At 59.0% G+C, this 20,831-nt stretch carries 18 protein-coding genes; 9 read left to right on the forward strand and 9 right to left on the reverse strand.

The window, feature by feature from the left end:
- Positions 1-2 precede the first annotated feature (2 nt).
- The 3 genes from NED97_RS01285 (at position 3) to NED97_RS01295 (ending at position 1,703) form a co-directional block, all read left to right on the forward strand.
- The gene (locus NED97_RS01285) at positions 3-440 is read left to right on the forward strand and encodes a NusA-like transcription termination signal-binding factor (protein ID WP_252488935.1); all 438 of its coding nucleotides are present in this window, start codon (positions 3-5) and stop codon (positions 438-440) included.
- 223 nt (positions 441-663) lie between these two features.
- On the forward strand, positions 664-1,092 hold the full coding sequence (locus NED97_RS01290) for a 30S ribosomal protein S12 (RefSeq protein ID WP_005554545.1): 429 nt from the start codon (positions 664-666) through the stop codon (positions 1,090-1,092).
- A 2-nt stretch (positions 1,093-1,094) separates the two neighbouring features.
- The gene (locus tag NED97_RS01295; RefSeq protein ID WP_252488936.1) at positions 1,095-1,703 is read left to right on the forward strand and encodes a 30S ribosomal protein S7; all 609 of its coding nucleotides are present in this window, start codon (positions 1,095-1,097) and stop codon (positions 1,701-1,703) included.
- 74 nt (positions 1,704-1,777) lie between these two features.
- On the opposite strand, the gene NED97_RS01300 is transcribed toward NED97_RS01295, so the two are convergent.
- The gene (locus NED97_RS01300) at positions 1,778-3,811 is read right to left on the reverse strand and encodes a hypothetical protein (RefSeq protein WP_252488937.1); all 2,034 of its coding nucleotides are present in this window, start codon (positions 3,809-3,811) and stop codon (positions 1,778-1,780) included.
- 419 nt (positions 3,812-4,230) lie between these two features.
- On the opposite strand from NED97_RS01300, the gene NED97_RS23425 reads away from it, so the two are divergent.
- A complete protein-coding gene (locus NED97_RS23425; RefSeq protein WP_455429878.1) occupies positions 4,231-4,317 on the forward strand; it encodes a DUF7503 family protein in 87 nt (28 codons plus the stop codon).
- Between the two features lies 1 nt (position 4,318).
- Here NED97_RS23425 and NED97_RS01305 read toward each other — a convergent pair whose 3' ends face one another.
- The 3 genes from NED97_RS01305 to NED97_RS01315 all read right to left on the reverse strand — a co-directional run bounded on the left by NED97_RS01305 (position 4,319) and on the right by NED97_RS01315 (position 8,031).
- Positions 4,319-6,178 (reverse strand): CHAT domain-containing protein, encoded by a 1,860-nt coding sequence (locus NED97_RS01305; protein ID WP_345781216.1) that lies wholly within the window; start codon positions 6,176-6,178, stop codon positions 4,319-4,321.
- Positions 6,179-6,480: 302 nt separating this feature from the next.
- The gene (locus tag NED97_RS01310; RefSeq protein ID WP_252488939.1) at positions 6,481-7,179 is read right to left on the reverse strand and encodes a DUF7504 family protein; all 699 of its coding nucleotides are present in this window, start codon (positions 7,177-7,179) and stop codon (positions 6,481-6,483) included.
- Positions 7,180-7,275: 96 nt separating this feature from the next.
- Entirely contained in the window at positions 7,276-8,031 is a 756-nt protein-coding gene (locus tag NED97_RS01315) for a DUF5781 family protein (protein ID WP_252488940.1), read from the reverse strand.
- Between the two features lie 213 nt (positions 8,032-8,244).
- Here NED97_RS01315 and NED97_RS01320 point away from each other — a divergent pair, with 213 nt between their 5' ends.
- Positions 8,245-10,431, forward strand: a complete 2,187-nt coding sequence (locus NED97_RS01320; protein WP_252488941.1) for an elongation factor EF-2 — start codon at positions 8,245-8,247, stop codon at positions 10,429-10,431.
- A gap of 397 nt (positions 10,432-10,828) precedes the next feature.
- Here NED97_RS01320 and serS read toward each other — a convergent pair whose 3' ends face one another.
- Positions 10,829-12,208: a serine--tRNA ligase gene (gene serS, locus NED97_RS01325; protein ID WP_252488942.1), complete on the reverse strand. Its 1,380-nt coding sequence runs from the start codon at positions 12,206-12,208 to the stop codon at positions 10,829-10,831.
- Between the two features lie 111 nt (positions 12,209-12,319).
- Here serS and NED97_RS01330 point away from each other — a divergent pair, with 111 nt between their 5' ends.
- Positions 12,320-13,528: a potassium channel family protein gene (locus NED97_RS01330; RefSeq protein ID WP_252488943.1), complete on the forward strand. Its 1,209-nt coding sequence runs from the start codon at positions 12,320-12,322 to the stop codon at positions 13,526-13,528.
- 322 nt (positions 13,529-13,850) lie between these two features.
- Here the strand turns inward: NED97_RS01330 and NED97_RS01335 are convergent, their stop codons facing one another.
- The 4 genes from NED97_RS01335 to NED97_RS01350 all read right to left on the reverse strand — a co-directional run bounded on the left by NED97_RS01335 (position 13,851) and on the right by NED97_RS01350 (position 16,196).
- Complete coding sequence (locus NED97_RS01335; protein ID WP_252488944.1) at positions 13,851-14,429, reverse strand: magnesium transporter; 579 nt, start codon at positions 14,427-14,429, stop codon at positions 13,851-13,853.
- Positions 14,429-14,998: a magnesium transporter gene (locus tag NED97_RS01340; protein WP_252488945.1), complete on the reverse strand. Its 570-nt coding sequence runs from the start codon at positions 14,996-14,998 to the stop codon at positions 14,429-14,431. The genes NED97_RS01335 and NED97_RS01340 overlap by 1 nt, the downstream gene beginning before the upstream one ends.
- 344 nt (positions 14,999-15,342) lie before the next feature.
- Complete coding sequence (locus NED97_RS01345) at positions 15,343-15,786, reverse strand: fluoride efflux transporter FluC (protein ID WP_252488946.1); 444 nt, start codon at positions 15,784-15,786, stop codon at positions 15,343-15,345.
- Complete coding sequence (locus tag NED97_RS01350; RefSeq protein WP_252488947.1) at positions 15,783-16,196, reverse strand: CrcB family protein; 414 nt, start codon at positions 16,194-16,196, stop codon at positions 15,783-15,785. Before NED97_RS01350 ends, NED97_RS01345 begins: the two co-directional genes overlap by 4 nt.
- A gap of 228 nt (positions 16,197-16,424) precedes the next feature.
- Between NED97_RS01350 and NED97_RS01355 the strand changes: the two genes are divergently transcribed.
- The 3 genes from NED97_RS01355 to NED97_RS01365 all read left to right on the forward strand — a co-directional run bounded on the left by NED97_RS01355 (position 16,425) and on the right by NED97_RS01365 (position 20,660).
- Complete coding sequence (locus NED97_RS01355; RefSeq protein WP_252488948.1) at positions 16,425-17,324, forward strand: cation diffusion facilitator family transporter; 900 nt, start codon at positions 16,425-16,427, stop codon at positions 17,322-17,324.
- Between the two features lie 321 nt (positions 17,325-17,645).
- On the forward strand, positions 17,646-18,566 hold the full coding sequence (locus tag NED97_RS01360; RefSeq protein WP_252488949.1) for an MBL fold metallo-hydrolase: 921 nt from the start codon (positions 17,646-17,648) through the stop codon (positions 18,564-18,566).
- Between the two features lie 138 nt (positions 18,567-18,704).
- Positions 18,705-20,660 (forward strand): AMP-dependent synthetase/ligase, encoded by a 1,956-nt coding sequence (locus NED97_RS01365; protein WP_252488950.1) that lies wholly within the window; start codon positions 18,705-18,707, stop codon positions 20,658-20,660.
- The last annotated feature ends 171 nt before the right edge of the window (positions 20,661-20,831 follow it).

The following is a 20,831-nucleotide window of genomic DNA, read 5'->3' on the forward strand; positions in this document are numbered from 1 at the left end:
CGATGGCGGTTACCCTCGATGACGACGCCCGTCAGTACCTCGCGCTGTTCGAGGAGGTAACGGGTGTGGCCGGCCAGGACTGTATCGTCGACGAAGCGGACGGCGATAGCGACGGCCGCCTGATTCTCGTCGTCGCGAGCGATCAGATGGGGGATGCGATCGGTCCTGGCGGACAGACCGTCCAGCGGTTCGAGGATCAAGTCGAGGCGCCGGTCCGACTCGTCGAAGACGCCGACGACGCCGAGACGTTCGTCGCGAATGCGCTCGCTCCGGCGGCGGTGTACAACGTCACGATCAGCGAGAACGACGACACCGTCGCTTACGTCGAAGTCGCCGACGAGGACCGCGGCGTCGCGATCGGGACGAACGGCCGGACGGTCGACGCCGCACGAACGCTCGCCGATCGGCACTTCGACGTCGACGACATCCAGTTAACCTGATTTTCGCTGCTCCCTTCCGTTGCTGAACCGATCGGTACGGGTTCACCGATCTCTCCGGCGTATTCGTCCCTTATCGTCCCAGTAATCGGCACACTCGCCGAGAGGATTCCTCGAGCGACGAAACGGCCTGAGAATTCTTCATTGTACCTCCTCGAGCGCTCTCGTGGCGTAACGCCCGCTCCAAACAGGGACGCTTAAGTGGCTCCGACGGATAGCGAGGCACATGGCAAACGGCAAGTACGCCGCGCGCAAGCTCAAGAAGGACCGCCAGAACCAGCGGTGGTCCGACTCGGACTACGCGCGCCGCGCCCGTGGACTTCGGGAGAAGTCCGACCCCCTCGAGGGGGCCCCACAGGCTCGAGGTATCGTACTCGAAAAGGTCGGCATCGAAGCGAAGCAGCCCAACTCGGCAATTCGAAAGTGCGTCCGAGTGCAGCTGATCAAGAACGGGAAGCAGGTCACCGCGTTCTGTCCCGGTGACGGTGCGATCTCGTTCATCGACGAGCACGACGAAGTTACCATCGCCGGTATCGGTGGGGCGAAGGGTCGTGCGATGGGTGACCTCTCGGGTGTCAACTACAAGGTCGAGAAGGTCAACGGTGTCTCGCTGATCGAACTCGTTCGCGGAAACGCAGAGAAACCGGTGCGATAACGATGGCTGCTGAAGACCAACCAGACCCTGACGCTCCTGCTGGCGGCGCAGACGTCTCCGCGAAGCTGTTCGGAACGTGGGAGATCGGCGAAATCGAGTACAACGACCCGTCCACCGAACGATACATCACGGTGACTCCGGTCGCACACACCGCTGGCCGTCACGCCAGCAAGCAGTTCAAGAAGTCCCAGATCTCGATCGTCGAGCGCTTCATCAACCGCCTCATGCAGACCGAGGAGAACACGGGCAAGAAACAGCAGTCGCTCAATCACGTCCGTGAAGCGTTCGAACTCATCCACGAACGTACCGAGGAGAACCCGGTGCAGGTGCTCGTAACGGCTGTCGAGAACTCCGCACCTCGAGAGGAGACCGTCCGCCTGAAGTACGGTGGGATTTCGGTCCCGAAGGCCGTCGACGTCGCCCCACAGCGACGAGTCGACCAGGCCCTGAAGTTCCTCGCGGATGGCGTCCAGAGCGCCTCGTTCAAGACGCCGACGCCCACCGCAGAGGCTATCGCGAACCAGCTCGTCGGCGCGGCAAACTACGACGTTCAGACGTACGCGGTCAGCCAGAAGGAAGAGAAAGAGCGCGTCGCGGCTGCTGCACGCTAACGCGGTTTCGTCTTTTTTCTCTGAGTGTAGTAATAGCTCTCTTCGGCATCCACACGATCTGCTATTCTATGACCTTACAGTTCGCGAAGACTAATGTCATTACTCATTTTAACTGTTCCGTTTAAGAGTACAGGTACTGCACCCATTTCGAGAAATTCTACGATTTCAGGTTTTGACGCTGTAACTGGACCGATCTCTTTTGGAACCAGACGATGGGAACTGACCGATTCCATATACGGCCGATATATACTTCCTAATTCCATTCCAAATTCGCTATATATGTTGAATTTAACATGATTTAGATTTCCTTCCCGTTCGATAATACAGTATACTGGGCATCCAGATTTGTATTGCGCTACTGTTGTTTTCCCGTTTCCGACGATCTGATACTGCTCTCCAGCGTTACTTTTTTCTCGCGCAACATCGATTGCACCGTAGAGCGGAAATCCTTGGTTCAGCAACCGAGCAATCATACTCCCAACGGAAATCGCGTCTCTATTGTCGATATCTTCAAGTGTTACGATCCCACCAGTACTACCGGCCTCCACGAGAGCAAGTCCTTGGTTATATGATTGACACGCATTAAGTAGAAACGCCTTCGTTCCTACCGTTTCAAGAGTCCATGCGTTTAGTTCTCCGTTTTCGCATTGGAAGCCACCGTCTTCTATATGGCCAATGTAGTGTACGAAGTCGCTTGGGCGACTGAAGACTTCCTTGAGTTCGTTTTTCGTAAGTTCGTGGTAGACTGTGACCTCAAATGGAAGTTCTTCTCGGTCTCCATAGGTCCCGTATATCGCTACAAGCTCTCCGAACATGTCCCTATCATTACAAATTACCTTTATTTCTATTGGTCCCTTTCGTGGCGTTCGAGAGATGCTGTTGTAAAACGCTGATAAGGGGGTTTTAGTTGTGGTCTCTGTCGAGTCTTTGTCTTTCCACAGTTGCTCAATTATCGGCGGGTTGGCTGTATTCATATTACTTGTTTCGCGACTACTCTCGCTTCGTGTATATTGTTGAGTTACAGGATTTTCACTATCGTCTGCCAGGTTCACTTCTGTTTTATCAGTTTTGACGGTCGTCAGATGACCGGAAATAAATGGCAGGAACGGAATCATCTCTTCACTTGACGTTAGCCGTGATTCACGCCAGTCAGGTAGATATGGTTCCACAACTGCGAACGGAACGTCAAGATAGGCCTGAAGTTGTTTGGCCAACGGTTGTTCGTATACTGTCTTAATGTCGAATTCAAGCGCTGACTCAACCGAATCCCGTTCTTGAATTGAACTTGGCAACGTTCCTTCGCTTCGAACGACACAATCGAGAAAGAATATTTTCTTGAGTACTCGTTCAACTGTACTCTCAAGTCCTTCTTTACCATCTAATTCGAAAGAATCGTCCGACTCGAGGAGTAGTTGTGGACTCGAACTCGGCACAATCTTTGCCCCAAGATAGTACGCCAGTGGCGTAATGGTGAATATTTGACTCAGTGATGGCGGAATCTCGATATGGATGCCGGTCTCGGATCGTTCGAATTTTGAAGGTATATCTAGTTCGTTGCCAATTTCAAGAGCAGGTGGATGGCCACGAAGTGTTGGATAGGACCGCTCAGGTTTCATCGTCTTCAACGCTGATCCAAATGTCGAGACGGCTCTCATTACATCAGTTGGTTCTGACGTCGTTGTGATTGTTCCTGCTGGCCGTGTATGGTGTGAGCGCGCACCGAGAATCGCACTTGTGGGATTGGATAGATCGATATATGTTTGTCTGGTGTCTGAATACACGTCTATCGAACTCTTAACATATGCATACACTTTCATCGGACCAGACAAATCAAGAACATACTCATTCTCTGGCAAGGACATCCGCTCGTTCGGTTCTATTTTTGCTACTAATGATCCGTCGCTATCATAAATGTAGATTGTATTCTTCGTAAAGAACGAAAGTTTATTGACCTCTATTTCGACTGCTTCATCAACTGGATATGGAATTTGATCGTCTGCTGTAGCTTCCGGTATCACTTTTTTCTGTGCAGTGAGCGAATATCGGTGCCGTTCGACTGGATCAATAATCTCTAAGCCGTGCTGTGTTGGCTCGAATATCAACTTCATTTTAGCGATAGTGTCCTTTCCTCTTTAATGTGATTATGACTGTTTTTGTGTATCAAACTGGTACAAGTCTGTCTAGTTTAGTGCCTCCGCTGGTGCTTGTCCGTTAAGTGATTGATGTATACTCTGTAGATTTCTCAAATTAAATTTACTGTACGCTGCCGTCCATGGTTAATTGTTAGTCGTACTCTCCTCTGATCGACAATCACCGATAGAAATAATGCCCTCCGCTTTATTTCTCAGTACAACATCTGCCATAAGAAATATCAGTAAATTATATCTGGATGATTTTTCCACTTGGGATATAGTATAGATCTATCTATCCACTCTAAATTATATTAAAATAAGTTTATTACAAACCGGAACCATAGTCTGCATGTACCATGACCGACCTAACGCAGTACCTGAAGAAGCACCCACGAATGATCGGCGTTCTGTTCACAATTCTTCTGGCCATTTCACAGGCCGGAACTGTCGCAGCAAATGGTGGTGCCCACGCAGGGCCCTGAATTATATCAGATCATCATTCTCTAAGTTATTGCTCCAACGCACAGAACCATCAATCACTACAGGGAATCTGCCTTTATCAAAAAACTCCTCGAGATGAGATCTTTGTACAGGTATCTGTTCGGTTTTTCCAGGTACTATATAATAGGAATCGATCGGATCTAAATATGGTGTGAATAACGTGCCTCTTTCTGCTCGTATGGAATCGTAGGTTTTAATTTCGGCTAACATCTCCCCCATTCCCTTTTTTATCAGACAAGCATTTGGTACAGCTGTCTCCGATTGTGCAATAGTTGTTCGTCCATCGCCAACCATTAGATATTGCTGACTTACGATGCTTTCATTTTGAGCGATGTCCAATGCACCGTAGAGTGGAAAACCTTGATTCAGTAATTGGGCAATTGTACTCCCAATTCTGACTGCGCCGCTATTAATGACATTACCGAGTGTTACGATACCGCCAATACTTCCTGCCTCAATCAGATGTAATCCTTGGTCATGTGACTGGCAAGCATTAAGCAAAAACGCTTTTATATTTGACTTTTCCACCGTTGATGCATCTAATCTCCCATCTGAACACTGAAACCCACTTTTGTCAATATGGCCAATATAATGTAAAAAGTCACTCTCATTCGATAATATGTCTTTGAATTCACTAGTTGTTATATTGTGGTGGAGTACGACGTCAAATGGAAGTTCCTCACGATTTCCATAGGCATCGTCCACCGATTCAAGTTCCTCACGCATTTCCAAATCATTACAAATTACCTTGATCTCGATTGGATCTTCTCGCGGATTTCTACCGATACTATTCTGAAAGGCGGAGAGAGGAGTTGTGCTGATGATTTCTGGTGTATTCTCACCAGTCCATAGTTGTTTGACTGATAGCGATATTGGCTCATCAGTCTGCTCAGGGATTGAATCGTTACTTCGAACAGAAGTCATTTCTCTAGTGAAGTCATTCCGCATAAATTCTGAGATTGCTTGTACTTGATCTTCATATTCTGGAAAATTTTTCTTATTATCCTCTTGAATATTAATAACTGGGAGATAGTTAGCAAGAAATGGGAGAAATTCAACGTAATCTGATTTTGGTTCGAGTTGTATTTCAAGCCGCCAGTCTGGAAGGTGTGGTTCTATAGTGGAGAATGGAACTCCAAGATAGATCTCAAGTTGTTCACTAATTGATTTCTCATATGCGGATTCTATATCAAATTCGAGAATTGATTTGATTGTACTTCGTTTATGGAGTGGCAGCGGCGAAATCCCTTCTGTACGAACAACACAATCAAGGAAGAATGTGTGTTTAAGGATACGGTTGACGGTGGATTCGAATCCATCCTCTCCATCAAGCGCGTAACTATATCCTGTATCGGTTGTAAGTTGGGGTTCGGAACCGGATACAACTTCCGCTCCGAAATAGTATGCAAGTGGCATAATGACGAATATGTGCTGAAGAGTGGGTGGAACTTCGAACTGAATACCTGTTTTCGGTTTCTTTAGTCCTTCAGGAATGACGAGTTCATCCCCTTTTTCGATGGCTGGCGGATGCCCACGGAGAGTAGGAAAGGATCGATCAGGTGTCGTCGTTTTGAGTGCTGATCCAAACATTGAAACCACCTGCATAATGTCCTCAGGATTGGATGTTGTCGTAATTGTTCGCGCAGGTCGCGTGTGGTAGGACCGGGCACCGATAATCACTGGAGAAGATTTTCCAAATATTATATGAGTTCGTTGAGGGTCCGAGTATATTTGAACAGAACCATGAACCTGAGCGTATAATTTTAATGGGCCGGAAAGATCAAGAATGTATTCTCCTTTCGGCAAAGACGTTTGTTGGTCAGGTCTGACCTCCACGATCATCGAACCATCCCTATTACGAACATAAATATAATGGTTTGTCGGAAGTGTGATCCTATTAGTCGTTATCTTGACTGCCGCGTCGACAGGATACTGAATCTGATCACAGCCGACGGGCTCCGGTGAAACTGGCTCGTGCGTCGTGAGCTGATAGCGATGCCGCTCGATTCGATCGATAATCTCCAGACCGTTCTCCGTCGGCTCGAATGTCGGTTTCATCTGCTGAGATAGCTCGTCAGTATTCCGCCTCTAGGGGTGTTTGACACCCGTCGCGGATCATCATCGGACATACGAACGTAGTCGCTTCACACCCGCGTCGTCGAAATCCATCCCGAACACAGCGTGCCGTTCTTGAGTGACCACCGCTCCTGACAGACGCCATTTCGCTCCCGTAACTCGACGATGACGTCGAACAGCGGCGAGAGAATCGGAACGATATCCGCGTCTCGCTCGACCGGCAAGTGGTAGTGAATCATTCCATCTGCATCCCTCGTTCGGCCGTTGGTCAGGTGGATAAAGCGAAAGACTTGCTCCCGGCCGTACTCCTCGAGCAGCGGGACCAGCGAGTCGACACCGATTCGAAGCTCCGAGGGCTCGAATCCGTCGGCGACGGTCTCGAGGCTCTCGATCGCGCTCGAAATCGCGACTCCGAGGTCGACGAGTGAGTCGGTGCTGGTCGGTGTCTCGGGGATCGACGAGATCGAGGACGAATCGGCTGCGGCGGCACTACGGGTCTGTACGTCGTGGGTGATGACGCTGAGTCTGTCCGGTGTGTGTTCGCTTACGACGTCAAAGACGTCACGCGTTTTTCCGGTCGTCGACACCAGAACCCGCCGCCGCGGGCGTTCGATAGCGTGTCCGAGAAGACGCCGGCAGGTTTCCGTCTGCTGGCTGGCTCGAGTGGACCCGACGACGAGGACGCTTGCTCCCTGGCGTTTCAGCCGCGACAGTTCTTCGATGAATGCGTCGTCTGGTCCGCCTCGACGGCCGGTCTCCGAGAACATCTCTACTATGTTCCAGAGCTATGTAGTGTAAAACATTAAACGTTCGGGTGGGGACCCGCAGGAGGGACACGGGACGGAGGATATTCTCTTCGTCGATCAATCCGCTGCGGGGCCGCTTCCGCCGACGTAGGAGCGCGTCGCCTCCACGAGCACCTGTCGGTAACTGCTCGAGTCGGGGTCGCGAGCGAGTTCCCGAAAGCGGCGTTTGAACCCTTCGAACTCGATATGCGGGGCGTCCATCGCGGCCGCGTGTGCGAGGTCGTACAGTCGGTGATCGTCGTCGACGAGTTCGTGTCGCTCCGCAAGCGCCAGCGCGAAGGCTGCGTTGACGGCCGTAATCTCGGGATCAGCGCTCGCGGAGAGCCGTTCGAACCCCGGTCGGAGTGGACTCTCGGGTCGGTCCGCGACTGCCGCTGCGAGGCTCGACTCGAAAAACGAGAGGAGTTTCTCACCGGGACCGACCGCGAGCGTGATGTCGTCGGCGTAGATGTCCTTCATGTGGTTCGCGATCTGGTAGCAGTGCGAGAGCTGTCGCCGCTCGACGCTCTTTCCGGCCAGCGCGAGGTAGAGCACCTCCTCGGTGGACTGCGTGTGTGAGGGGTGTTCCTGCTCGTAGCGAGCCATGTGGGCGAGTTCGTGGAGGGCGAGTTCGCGGGCCATCGCGCTCGAGGCGGCCTGTCGTGAGATGTTCAGGACGTGTCGGTCGTCGTAGTGACCGGCCCAGGTCCGGACGTCAGGGTCGTCGCGCAACTGGACGTAAACCGGCAACGAGAGGTCGTACTCGGTCTCGAACAGACCACGTGCGCTGAGAAAGGGTGCGGTGGGACCCGATCCGTTCACGCGGAGATCCATGCGTACCAGTCTCACGACTTGTGACTGTATGGCTCTTACGCTCGGTTTCGCAGGCAGTGATTTTCCCGCCGAACCCTGTGCTCTCACCGCGAATCAGTGTGTGCCATTCACTTACGCAAATTGGATATTCACGGCCCAAACCGGGATATACGTCGAATTCTGCCGACGACGAAACACTACCCTTTTGACCCCGCTACCGGTATTGGGGGATATATGGGCCGACGCAAGAAGATCGTTCAAGAGTGTGAACGGCTGATGGACAAACCGGAGAACATCCGGAACATCGCCATCGCCGCTCACGTCGACCACGGTAAAACGACCCTTTCTGACAACCTCCTCGCTGGTGCCGGCATGATCTCCGACGAGACTGCCGGCGAGCAGCTCGCGATGGACACGGAGGAGGACGAACAGGAACGTGGGATCACCATCGACGCGGCAAACGTTTCGATGACCCACGAGTACGAGGGAACGAACCACCTCATTAACCTCATCGACACGCCGGGCCACGTCGACTTCGGTGGCGACGTGACCCGCGCGATGCGTGCCGTCGACGGTGCGCTGGTCGTCGTCGACGCCGTCGAGGGAGCGATGCCCCAGACCGAGACCGTCCTGCGTCAGGCGCTCCGCGAGGGCGTCAAGCCGACCCTGTTCATCAACAAGGTCGACCGCCTGATCTCCGAACTGCAGGAGGGTCCCGAGGAGATGCAGGAACGCCTGCTCTCGGTAATCCACGACGTCAACGAACTGATCCGCGGTATGACCGAGGAGATGGACGACATCGAGGACTGGACGGTCTCCGTCGAGGACGGAACCGTCGGTTTCGGATCCGCACTCTACAAGTGGGGCGTCTCGATGCCGTCGATGCAGCGGACCGGCATGGACTTCGGCGAGATCATGGACCTCGAGCGCAACGACGAGCGTCAGGAACTCCACGAGCGCACGCCCCTGTCGGACGTCGTCCTCGACATGGTCTGTGAGCACTTCCCGAACCCCGTCGACGCACAGCCTCGTCGTATCCCGCGCATCTGGCGCGGTGACGACGAGTCCGAACTCGCGGAGTCGATGCGTCTGGTCGACGAGGACGGCGAGGTCGTCCTGATGGTCACCGACATCGGGATGGACCCCCACGCGGGCGAAATCGCCAGCGGTCGTGTCTTCTCGGGTACGCTCGAGAAGGGCCAGGAGCTGTACGTCTCCGGCACCGCGGGTAAAAACCGCGTTCAGTCCGTCGGGATCTACATGGGTGGCGAGCGCGAGGAAGTCGAAAACGTCCCGGCAGGCAACATCGCTGCCGTCACCGGCCTTCGCGACGCCATCGCCGGCTCGACCGTCTCGAGTACGGAGATGACGCCGTTCGAGTCGATCGAGCACATCTCCGAGCCGGTCATCACCAAGTCCGTCGAGGCCAAGAGCATGGACGACCTGCCGAAGCTCATCGAGGCGCTCCGGCAGTTCTCCAAGGAGGACCCGACGATCCAGATCGAGATCAACGAGGACACCGGCGAGCACCTCATCTCCGGGCAGGGTGAGCTTCACCTCGAGGTCATCACCCAGCGGATGGAGAAGAACCAGGGGATTCCGGTCAACACCGGCGAACCGATCGTCGTCTACCGCGAGCAGCCCCAGCAAGCGAGCGACGAGATCGAAGGCATCTCACCGAACCGTCACAACCGCTTCTACGTCTCCATCGAGCCGATGTCGAACGAACTCGTCGAGACGATCCAGCTCGGCGAGGCCTCGATGGATATGCCCGAACAGGAGCGCCGTGAAGCCCTGCAGAACGCCGGCATGGAGAAAGACGACTCCCAGGAAGTCGAGCACATCCACGGGACGAACATCCTCATCGACGACACGAAGGGTATCCAGCACCTGAACGAGACGATGGAACTCGTGATCGAGGGATTCGAGGACGCCCTCAACAACGGTCCGCTCGCAAACGAGCCGGTTCAGGGGACGCTCATCCGGCTGCACGACGCCAGGCTCCACGAGGACACCATCCACCGCGGTCCGGCACAGGTCATCCCGGCAACTCGAAACGCGCTCCACAAGGCGCTGATCGACGGCCAGATCAAGATGCTCGAGCCGATGCAGGACGTCCGTATCGACGTTCCCAACGACCACATGGGCGCCGCCTCCGGCGAGATCCAGGGTCGTCGTGGCCGCGTCGACGACATGTACCAGGAAGGCGACCTCATGGTCGTCGAGGGTATCGCACCCGTCGGCGAGATGATCGGCTTCGCGAGCGACATCCGCTCCGCGACCGAGGGTCGTGCCTCCTGGAACACGGAGAACGCCGGCTTCGAGGTCATGTCCGATTCGCTCCAGCGCGAGAAGATCATGGAGATCCGCGAGCGCAAGGGCATGAAGCTCGAGCTGCCGCCGAGCATCGACTACATATAACCCGGTCGTTTTCTCCCGTTTCTACCCTCTGTTTGCCGTTCTCCGCTTTCGAGTATCGTAGCGACACCCCCGTCGCGTCGGTCCGGGTCGGTTCGAAGACCGTCCGTCCCGCCGTTCGGATCACGAGTCGTACGGATAGCTCTCTACGGATGTGGAGTTCCTACTCACGCCGCGAGTACCGTGAGGAAGAACGGACCATCACGAAGAGCGCGAGTACGCCGAGCCACCACGGGAAGAGCGACGGGATACGACACCGAATAGCAGTCCCACGATCGATGCGAGCGCTTTTTGTCGAAGTGACGTACGCACAACTGAAACGAACGTATAGAGTGGATAACCACTTTGGCGGAGATTTACTCGACCGTGTTCGGACTGCTGAAGTGATAGGCCGAATCCGCTACTCGCGCTCGCCGGCGCCGAGGGCGCTCTCGCCGACCTTCTCGTGACCTTCGACGAGCTCCTGACCGCCCATGTACGGCTGGAGAGCCTCGGGAATCGTCACCGTCCCGTCGTCGTTCTGGTAGTACTCGAGGATCGCCACCATCACCCGCGGAATCGCGAGCCCGGAGGCGTTCAGCGTGTGGAGGTACTCGGCGGATTCGTGGCGTTCGGGCCGGTAGCGCAGGCCGGCCCGACGGGCCTGATAGTCCTCGAAGTTCGAGGCCGACGAGACCTCGAGCCATCGGCCGCCCTCGTCGGGTCCACCCTCCATGTCGTCACCGGGGGCCCAGACCTCGATGTCGTAGGTCTTCGCCGCGGTGAAGCCGAGGTCGCCGGTACAGAGCTCGAGAATGCGGTAGGGGAGATCGAGTCGCCGAAGTACTTCCTCTGCCTCGTCGAGCAGTCCCTCGAGACGGTCGTAGCTCTCCTCCGGTTCGACGAAGTTGACGAGTTCGACCTTGTTGAACTGGTGGACGCGGACGATCCCCCGCGTTTCGGTACCGTGTTCGCCGGCCTCGCGGCGGAAGTTCGGCGTGTAGGCCTGGTGTTTGAGCGGCAGGTCGTCCTTGAGGAGGATGTCGCCGGCGTACATGTTGGTGACGGGCACCTCGGCGGTGGGACAGAGCCAGAGGTCCTCGTCGTCGTACTCCTCGTCGTTGCTCCCGCCCAGACGGAAGGCGTCGTCGGTGAACTTGGGGAACTGCCCGGTGCCGCGCATTGCCTCGCTCTTGACGGGCACCGGCGGGAAGAGGTCGACGTACTCCTGTTCGCGGTGGATATCCATCATGAACTGGATCAGCGCGTGCTCGAGACGGGCGCCGTCGCCCTTCAGGAAGTAAAAGCCCGACCCGGTCGTCTTCGCACCGCGGGCCTCGTCGATGATGTCCATCTCCTCGCCGAGATCGTAGTGGGGGACGACGTCGGCGGGTATCTCGCGCAGGTCGTCGAATCCCCAGCGACGATCCTCGACGTTGTGGCGTTCGTCGACCCCTAGCGGGACGCTCTCGTGGGGAATCTGTGGGATCTCGAGCATCCGCTCTCGAAGCTCGTCGCCGAGTTCGGCGGCTTCGGCTTCGACCTCCTCGATCTCGCTTTTGAGCTCCTTCGAGCGGTCGATCGCCTCGTCCTTCTCCTCCTGTTTTCCCTCGGCGACCAGCTTTCCGATCTGCTCGGTGATCTGGTTGCGCTCGTGGCGCAGTTCGTCGCCGCGAGCCTTCAGCTCCCGCCACCGTTCGTCGATATCGATCACGTCGTCGAGATCCACGTCGGCACCCCGGTTCTCGAGGCCGTCGCGCACCTCCTCGGGGTTCTCGCGCAGATACGTCCGGTCGATCATTGCTCGTGGGTTCATTGCGGCCGTCCAAAACCGTATCGGAAGGCGCTGTCTCCCGGATCGGGACGAACAGTGCGGGAAACGTTTTTTTAACGTGGGTGGCTGGGTTACGACATGGACCCGCTCGAGGACGAGCCGTCACCGGTGTCGATCGAGTACGAGCCGGTCAGCGTCAAGGACGTGCTCGTCGAGATGAAAGACACCGCCGAGCTGTTGATCGATCTCTCCTACTCTGCAGTGTTGCACCGTAACGAGGATCTCGCGAAGGAGGTTCTTCGACTCGAACAGCAGATGGACATCCTCGAGATGCGCGCCCGGATGGGGCTGCTGATGGCAGCCCGGAATCCATCGGACACGGAACAGCTCGCACCGGTCCTCGGAATCGTCGCTGCGACGGGGACGATCAGCGACGCCGCCGGCGACATCGCGAAGATCGTCCTCGAGGAGATGGGGCTCCCGGAGGCGATGCGTGCGGCACTACCCGAGGCCGCCGAAGTGCTCGTCCGCGGCGTCGTCGATACGAACTCACCCTACGCCGATCGCACGCTCCAGGATATCGACCTCGAATCCGAGACGGGTGTCCGCGTGATCGCGCTCCGGCGCGGCGACGACTGGCTGCTCAACCCCGGTCCGACGACGACCGTCGCCTCCGACGACGTCGCGCTCCTCCGCGGCCCCGACTCTTCGATCGGTGAGGTTTGCGAAACGTTGACCGGATCGACGTACGAGACGCCTGCGGTCGATACGCCGGACATCGACGATTTAGAGCGAGCCGTGGACACGATCGTCCACATGAAGAACCTCTCGGAGCTGGCAATCGATCTGGCCTACAGTAGCGTCCTGTTCGACAGCAAGGGGCTCGCCGAGGAGGTCCGGAACCTGGAGGTCGAGGTCGACGCGATGCAGTCTCGCTTCGAGGCCTGGACGCTCCGGGCGGCCGCCGACGCGTCCGATCCCGTGGTGCTGCGCGGGCTCATCCGGCTGGGGACCAGCACGGAGGTCATCAGCGATGCCGCCGTCGACTTGAGCGAGGGCGTGCTCCGGCGCCTCGACGTTCACCCGGTCGTCCAGATGGCCGTCGAGGAGAGCGACGAGATCATCACCCGCGTCGAAGTCGAACCGGGAAGCGCCCTCGACGGCACCGAGATCACCACCGGCGTTCCCGACACCGAGTCGACGATGTCGGTGATCGCCATCCGTCGACCCGAGGAAGGATGGCTGCTGGTCGGCGACGCCGACGCCCGGATCCACGGTGGCGACGTACTCATATCGAAGGGGACCCGGACGGCCGCCGAAGCGTTCGAAGAGCTATCGCAGGCCTGATTTCGAGTCGGTCGTCTCGCCTCGGCTGCAGTCATCGCCCACTCGTTCTGACGCGTCTTTCGAGCGATCGTACCGGTGCGCGATCGCTCCTATTCGGGCGAATTTGCACCCCATCGAGAGCACGTGCGCGACCCCGGCACGTCCGGGGGTTCGCCCGTACGCGGCGTACATCGCGTAGCCGTACAGCGGCGCGCTCACCGTGTTGAGGAGGTTCGGCCAGCCGAGAGCGAAGCGATGCCTCTTTCCGAACGTCCGTGCCGTTTCGACGACTCCCGTTCGAAAAGGCGTTCGGCTGGGTGATCGAGCGCGAACCGCCGCGGGATTAGAAGCCGAGCACCAGCGCCGAGACGCCGATGAAGATGACCATCCCGAAGACGTCGACGACGTTCGTGACGATCGGGATCGTCGTGTCGTCGGGGTCGATACCCAGCCGGTAGGAGGCGTACGTCGCCGCGAAGCTGGAGACGACCGCGATGACGGCCACGGACAGACCGCTGATCAGCGAGATCGTCAGCAGCGTCGTCAACGGCAGCGTCGACCCGACGAAACCGCCGAGCAGGTAGGCGCCGACCGCGAGCGCCGTGAAGATCGTTACCGCGAGCGCGAAGATCGCACCGACGTTGGCCCACAGGTCTTGATCGCGTGGGTCGAACTCCGTCGTCCCGAGGTGGAGTCTGGTCGAGAGTCGCGAACTCAGGATCGCGCCGAGGTTCCCGCCTATGCCGACCATCGTCGGCACCATCACTGCGAGGATCCTGTACTGATCGAGTAGCTCCTCCGCCTCCTCGAGGGTGATGCCGGCCCAGAGGACGATGATCGAGAGGACCACTAGCAGCGGGAACATGTTTCCGACGATGCTCCGGACCTCCCACGTGCCGAGCGAACCCTGCGGGGCGACCATCAGGTGAACCCCTCCACGATCCCGATCGCGAACAGCATGAACAGCATCCCGAAGATGTCACCGAGGGTGGTGACGATCGGACCGACAAGGTTGTCGGGGTCGTAACCGGACGTGAAGCCGGCGAAGACCAGCGCCAGTAGCCCGGAGATGAGGACGACCGACGTCAGGACGCCCGCGATGAGCATGATGCCGACCAGTTCGTAGAGTGCGGCGACCTCCCAGCCCAGTATCAGGAGCGCCAGCCACGTGATGACGCCGATCACGATCGAGATGCCGATCCCGTTGATAAACGAGGCTACGACCGCGTTGACGAGTCGCTCGTCCCGCTCGAATCGCGGCTCGATCAACCCCTGGTGGAGCCCGCTCGAGATGCGCCCGCCGAGCGCACCGTAGACGTTGCCTCGAGTGGCCAGAAAGACGGGGATCATCACGAGCAGGCCGGGAAACCGCTCGACGCTCTCGACCATCTCCTCGAGTACCAGCCCGGCAAAGAGTCCGCCACCGAGCGCAATGAGGAGAACGGGGAGCGCCTCGCGGTAGATCGACCAGAACTCGTCCCGTACGCTCATACCAATATCTTCCTCAGTTCACTGTTAAACCTACCGGGAACTAATCGAAAGTCATGAAAACGGAGGATTCGACGGCTAATCGTGATCGATCGACTCGCACCCTCCTGGAACAGAACCCGGTCGTCCCTCGCGATTGCGCGAGCTCCTCTCGTGTGAGTGCTTGTCGTTTTGGCGTCATCTGTGGCTCGTGTACGAGCTCGGCTTCGATCCGGCTGCCGCCTCGGACCCGCTGATCACGACGGCCGAGGGCGTCACCGGCCTCCCGATCTACTTCGTGTCGGCAGCGATCCTGCTGGTCGAACTGCTCCGAGCGCGGTCGCTCTTTTCGTTGCGATTCACGGTCGCTACGATAGATTCACGGTCGCGATTCCCCACGCGAGTCCGATCGCCGCGAGCGAGAGCGCGAGGTTTCCGAGCGCGTTCGCGACCGCCAGTCCCCGATCGCCGCGCTCGTAGAGCTGAACCGTCTCGACGGAGAACGACGAGAACGTCGTGAACGCACCGCAGATGCCGACTCCGAGCAGCTGAACCGTCGACTCGCTCGCCCCCGCGAAGATCGCCGCTCCGAAGACGAAACTGCCGACGACGTTCACGACCAGCGTCGGCCACGGGTACCGGTCGCTCGAGAGCCGCTGGTAGACCCCGTGTCGAAGCACGGCTCCGATCGCACCGCCGGTACCGACGGTGTGGGCCGGCTCCGGATCGAACGTCACGTTCTCGGCGATCGGCTCGAGCGCGAGGAGGAATCCGACGAGAAGCGGCTCCGGCGCCTGCCAGAGGGCGCTCATGCCGTCTCACCACCGGTCGCCGCCGGTCCCCAGTCGCTGACCTTGCGGGCGAGTTCTCGGCTCGCGAGCACGCCGACGAAGCCGAGTCCGTAGTTGGCGGCGACGATGGCGACGAGCAACAGCGGTTCGGCCGCGAGCGCGGTCTGGATCGCGAACGCGCTGTAGGTCGTCAGCGAGGAGAGAAAGCCGGTCGTAAAGACGAGTCTGGACTTTCGCTCGACGAAACCGGCGTACTCGGCCTCGTAGACGATGAAGCCGAGCACGAAGCTCCCGACGACGTTCACGAGCAACACCGCCGCGATATCCGGGAGTAGCCCGACGGCGAAAAACCGGAGATTCGAACCGGCGAATCCGCCGATACCGATCAGTGCGAGCGTCTCGAGTCGGACGAGCAGGTGGTCGTCGGTCATGGCTGACTGGTCGGTGCAGGGACCGTCAGCCGGCCGTTTCGGCCGTCCGCACGCGGGCAGCGATGTCGATCGCGGAACCGGAAACGGGTCGCCGGCGGTTGCGTCAGGCGGGCCCCATCGCCTGGATACGCGGCCCTTCTCGAAGGCTCCCAATGAGGGTTGCGAAAAGAGATTGCTCCGCTACCCGGAAGGAAAAGACCCAAGTTTAGACTGTCTCTAAATCAGGACATGGCCGACGAGGCGGGACGCGACGGGTTCACGCGAGCGTCGTGGGCGAACGTCCTCGGTAACGCCGTGAAGATCGTCGTCGAGGGAGCCGCCGGGCTGGCGTTCGGCAGCGTCGCGCTACTGGCGGACGCGGCTCACTCGATCGCGGACCTCGTCGCGAGTATCGTCGTGCTCGTCTGGGGACGCAGTTCGTTCGACGAACCCGATGACACCCATCCGCACGGTCACGACCGCATCGAACCCCTGACGGCGCTGTTCGTCGGGAGCGTCATCGCCTTGCTCGGGCTGAACCTGCTGTACGAGTCGGCCCAGGGGATCGTTTTCGGCGTCGACGTCGATTTCAGTCCGCTCCTGCTCGGCGCGCTCGCCTTTGCGATCGTCGACATGTACCTCGTCTATCGCTACACCGAACTGATCAACGCAGACCTCGGCTCGACCGCGCTCGAGGCGCTCGCGACGGACTGTCTGAACGACATCTACACCTCCTTCGCGGCGGTCGTCGGGATTATCGGCGTCCTGCTCGGACAGCCGCTGCTCGATCCCATCGCCGGCGGGCTCGTCAGCCTGCTGGTCATCTACCAGGGCGTCGAGATCGGTCGCGAGAACGTCGACTACCTCATCGGCGCCTCGCCGGGACCGGCAAAGCGAGCGCGGATCAATGAAATCCTTCGAAATCATCCCGACGTCGAAGGGGTCCACGATCTGACGGTCTTCTACGACGGCCCCGTCCTCGAGGTCGAGGTTCACGTCGAGGTCGACGGCGACATGCCGTTCCGGCAGGCCCACGACATCGAGTCGGAGCTCGTCGGCAGCCTTCGCGGGCTCGAGGACGTCGGCGACGCGCACGTCCACCTCGATCCGTCGGGGATCGGCGAGTGGAAGGACCGACACGAACGGTAGCAGCTGATCCTGACACGAGAGGAACGGAACGCCGAGCAGGCCGATCGAACCCGGATCTACGCGCCGGCGCCGTTCGCTGCGAGCGGATAGCGCGGACGACAGTACCCTCGTCGCGCGGCTTCGGCGTCCGGACTCGCCGTAACCGATTCGGTCACACCCGTTGCACTCGAGAGTCTCGTCCGCCGGACGTATCCGAGATTCGACGTCGTTCCTGATAACAATCGGTTCTCAGTCGGGAGACGATCGTTCTCGGGTATCGTTTCGAGCTTCGAAGCTGGCCGCGACGCCAGCTTTTATCCCGCCTGACGACAGGCTACCGGTATGGAAATCGGTGACATTCGTGAGGTGACGGTCGGCGACTGTACGGACCTCTACTACCTCGACACCGGAATGTACGGAACGAGCGGGTACGGCGCCGTCTACATTCTCGACGACGATCAGCCCGCCGTCGTCGACACCGGGATCGGGACGAACCACGAGCGGATCCTCGAGGCCCTCGACGAGATCGGGATCGACCGCGACGAACTCGCGGCGATCGCGGTCACGCACATCCACCTCGATCACGCCGGCGGCGCGGGCTTTCTCGCCGATGCGTGCCCGAACGCCGACGTCTACGTTCCCGCGGTCGGCGCGCGCCACCTGGCCGACCCCTCACAACTCGTCGCGGGGACCAAGGCCGCCGTCGCCGACCAGTGGGAGTACTACGTCGAACCGGAACCGGTCCCCGAAGACCGAATCGTCGAGATCGAGGACGGCGACGTCATCGACCTCGGGGATCACGAACTGCGCGTCCACGAGGCACCCGGCCACGCGCCCCACCAGGTCGTCTTCGAGGATCCCGAAAACGACGCGGTCTTTACCGCCGACGCTGCCGGGATCTGGGTCCCCGGAAGCGAGGAGACCGTGGAGACCTCCCCGCCGTCGAACTTCCACCTCGAGCGGTGTCTCGAGGACGTCGAGACGCTCAAAGCGATCGATCCGGACGTGCTCCTGTACACGCACTTCGGACCGCGGTACGTCGGTGACGACGCCGCGGCGGCGCTCGAGGAGTATGCAACGGTCCTCTCGGAGTGGGTCGAACGGGTCGAGGAGAAACGGGGGGAACTCGAGGACGACGACGCCGTCGTCGACCACTTCGCCGCGTCGTCCGAACGGGCCGACGCCTGGGGCGAACACAAGGCGAGTGCCGAAGCGGCGATGAACGCCCGGGGCGCCATCGGCTACCTGGATCACCGCGACTGAGCCCTGTACCGATCTCAAACTCGTTCTCAGTTCGATCGTTACTGCGACTCGGCGGTCGTCGATCACCGGAATAAACCGGATAATAGATGTGACTAGTTTCATCACGTTTTATCGCTCGGGAGGTACTGTCACGCGTATATGAACTGGCGGGACGCCGAACGCGAGTACGAGGACGCGGTCATCGGGGAAACGACGCTCGGTCGGATGTTCGACGACGCCGTCGAGCGACATCCGAACCGGCCGGCACAGCGGTACAAGGGCGGTATCTACAACCGTTCGCTAACCGATTCGATCCTCGAACCCGCCTCAGCGGGCGAGTTCCGGGCGATATCCTACACCGAGATGCGAAACGTCGTCCGAAATCTCGCAGCGGGCTTTCGCGACCTCGGCGTCGAACGAGGCGACCGCGTCGGCGTCTTCGCCGACACGCGAATGGAGTGGGCCCAGACGGACTTCGCGTTGCTCTCCGCCGGCGCGGTCATCACGACCGTCTACACCAGTTCCTCGCCCGATCAGGCGCAGTACCTGCTCGACGACCCCGACGCGGAGGCCGTCGTCGTCGAGAACGAGGACGTTCTCGAGCGCGTCCTCGCGGTCGAGGACGAACTGGATCTCGACTTCATCGTCTCGATGGATCGACTCGAGGGCTACGAGGGCCGCAACGATATCCTGACGCTCGCGGACGTTCACGACCGCGGCGAGGACGTCTTCGATCTCGAGCGCTACGAGGAGTGGCTCGACGCGCCGGCGATGGACGACCTGGCGAGTCTGATCTACACGAGCGGAACGACGGGGCAGCCGAAGGGCGTCCAGCTCACGCACTGGAACTTCCGGTCGAACGTCAACCAGATCCGGAAGCGGTACGGCCCGCGTCCGGACAAGGACGACGACCTCCCGTCCATCGACGAGACCGTCCAGTCCGTCTCGTACCTGCCGCTGGCACACGTCTTCGAACGAACCTCCGGTCACTTCCTGTTGTTCGCGAGCGGCGCCTGCGTCGCCTACGCGGAGGATACGGAGACGCTCAAGGAGGACTTCGGGACGGTACGGCCGAACACGGCGACGAGCGTCCCTCGCGTCTACGAGAAGATCTACGACACCATCCGCGAGCAGGCCAGCGAGTCGTCGGTCAAAAGACGGATTTTCGAGTGGGCGACCGACGTCGGCGTCGAGTACCAGCAGGCCGACGACCCCGGGGCGCTCCTCGAGGCGAAGCAGTCGCTCGCCGATAAGCTGGTCTTCTCGACGGTTCGCGAGGCCCTCGGCGGCGAGATCGAGCTGCTGATAAGCGGCGGCGGCAGCCTTTCGGAGGAACTCTGCACGCTGTACCACGCGATGGGGCTGCCGATCTACGAGGGGTACGGGCTCACCGAGACTGCGCCAGTCGTCACGGTCAACCCACCCGAGGAGCCCAAGATCGGTACTATCGGTCCGACCCTGCCGGGCGTCGAGGTCGACGTCGACGAGTCGGTCGCCGACCAGGACGCCTTCGAGGACCCCGGCGAGGTCGGTGAACTGCTCGTGAACGGGCCAAACGTCACCCAGGGCTACTGGAACAAGCCTGGTGCGACCTCGCGCGCGTTCACCGAAGACGACGACGGCACTCGATGGTTCCGCACCGGCGACATCGTCCACCTGCGTCCCGACGACTACATCGAGTTCCGGGACCGCGTGAAACAGATCATCGTTCTCTCGACGGGGAAGAACGTCGCTCCCGGTCCCATCGAGGACGCCTTCGCGGCCAGCGAGCTCGTCGAACAGTGCATGGTCGTCGGCGACGGCGAGAAGTTCATCGGTGCCCTGCTCGTCCCCAACACGGATCACGTCCGCGAGTGGGCCGCCGACGAGGGTATCGACCTTCCGGACGATCCCGAGGCTGCGTGTGACGACGAGCGCGTCCGGGAGTACGTCCAGCAGGAGGTCGACGGGGTTAACGAGAACTTCGAGAAGCACGAAACGATCAAGCGCTTCGAACTCGTTCCCCGGGAGTTCACCGAGGAGAACGATATGCTGACACCGACGATGAAGAAGAAACGCCGCGTCATCCTCGACCGGTTCGAAGATCGAGTCGACCGAATTTACGAGGAAGCGTAGTCGGCCGGACCGGCTCGAGTCGCCCGCCGAACCAGTCCGATTTTCTACCTATCAAAACTAGTGAAAATTGGGGATGACACCGTCCTGAGACCTTCTACGACGATCCGATGCGCTAAACACGATGGAGTCTAGAACGGTGTATTTAGATTCGATGTACCGGCACGAAATCGG

It is taken from the genome of Natronococcus sp. CG52 (assembly GCF_023913515.1).
In the GTDB taxonomy this organism is placed as follows: Archaea; Halobacteriota; Halobacteria; order Halobacteriales; family Natrialbaceae; genus Natronococcus; species Natronococcus zhouii.

What these genes read in the sequence shown, in the direction of transcription:
- NED97_RS01285 (WP_252488935.1), top strand. Translation starts at nt 3, where the DNA reads ATGGCGGTTACCCTCGATGACGACGCCCGTCAGTACCTCGCGCTGTTC.
- NED97_RS01290 (WP_005554545.1), top strand. Translation starts at nt 664, where the DNA reads ATGGCAAACGGCAAGTACGCCGCGCGCAAGCTCAAGAAGGACCGCCAG.
- NED97_RS01295 (WP_252488936.1), top strand. Translation starts at nt 1,095, where the DNA reads ATGGCTGCTGAAGACCAACCAGACCCTGACGCTCCTGCTGGCGGCGCA.
- NED97_RS01300 (WP_252488937.1), bottom strand. Translation starts at nt 3,811, where the DNA reads ATGAAGTTGATATTCGAGCCAACACAGCACGGCTTAGAGATTATTGAT.
- NED97_RS23425 (WP_455429878.1), top strand. Translation starts at nt 4,231, where the DNA reads ATGATCGGCGTTCTGTTCACAATTCTTCTGGCCATTTCACAGGCCGGA.
- NED97_RS01305 (WP_345781216.1), bottom strand. Translation starts at nt 6,178, where the DNA reads ATGATCGTGGAGGTCAGACCTGACCAACAAACGTCTTTGCCGAAAGGA.
- NED97_RS01310 (WP_252488939.1), bottom strand. Translation starts at nt 7,179, where the DNA reads ATGTTCTCGGAGACCGGCCGTCGAGGCGGACCAGACGACGCATTCATC.
- NED97_RS01315 (WP_252488940.1), bottom strand. Translation starts at nt 8,031, where the DNA reads ATGGATCTCCGCGTGAACGGATCGGGTCCCACCGCACCCTTTCTCAGC.
- NED97_RS01320 (WP_252488941.1), top strand. Translation starts at nt 8,245, where the DNA reads ATGGGCCGACGCAAGAAGATCGTTCAAGAGTGTGAACGGCTGATGGAC.
- serS (WP_252488942.1), bottom strand. Translation starts at nt 12,208, where the DNA reads ATGATCGACCGGACGTATCTGCGCGAGAACCCCGAGGAGGTGCGCGAC.
- NED97_RS01330 (WP_252488943.1), top strand. Translation starts at nt 12,320, where the DNA reads ATGGACCCGCTCGAGGACGAGCCGTCACCGGTGTCGATCGAGTACGAG.
- NED97_RS01335 (WP_252488944.1), bottom strand. Translation starts at nt 14,429, where the DNA reads ATGGTCGCCCCGCAGGGTTCGCTCGGCACGTGGGAGGTCCGGAGCATC.
- NED97_RS01340 (WP_252488945.1), bottom strand. Translation starts at nt 14,998, where the DNA reads ATGAGCGTACGGGACGAGTTCTGGTCGATCTACCGCGAGGCGCTCCCC.
- NED97_RS01345 (WP_252488946.1), bottom strand. Translation starts at nt 15,786, where the DNA reads ATGAGCGCCCTCTGGCAGGCGCCGGAGCCGCTTCTCGTCGGATTCCTC.
- NED97_RS01350 (WP_252488947.1), bottom strand. Translation starts at nt 16,196, where the DNA reads ATGACCGACGACCACCTGCTCGTCCGACTCGAGACGCTCGCACTGATC.
- NED97_RS01355 (WP_252488948.1), top strand. Translation starts at nt 16,425, where the DNA reads ATGGCCGACGAGGCGGGACGCGACGGGTTCACGCGAGCGTCGTGGGCG.
- NED97_RS01360 (WP_252488949.1), top strand. Translation starts at nt 17,646, where the DNA reads ATGGAAATCGGTGACATTCGTGAGGTGACGGTCGGCGACTGTACGGAC.
- NED97_RS01365 (WP_252488950.1), top strand. Translation starts at nt 18,705, where the DNA reads ATGAACTGGCGGGACGCCGAACGCGAGTACGAGGACGCGGTCATCGGG.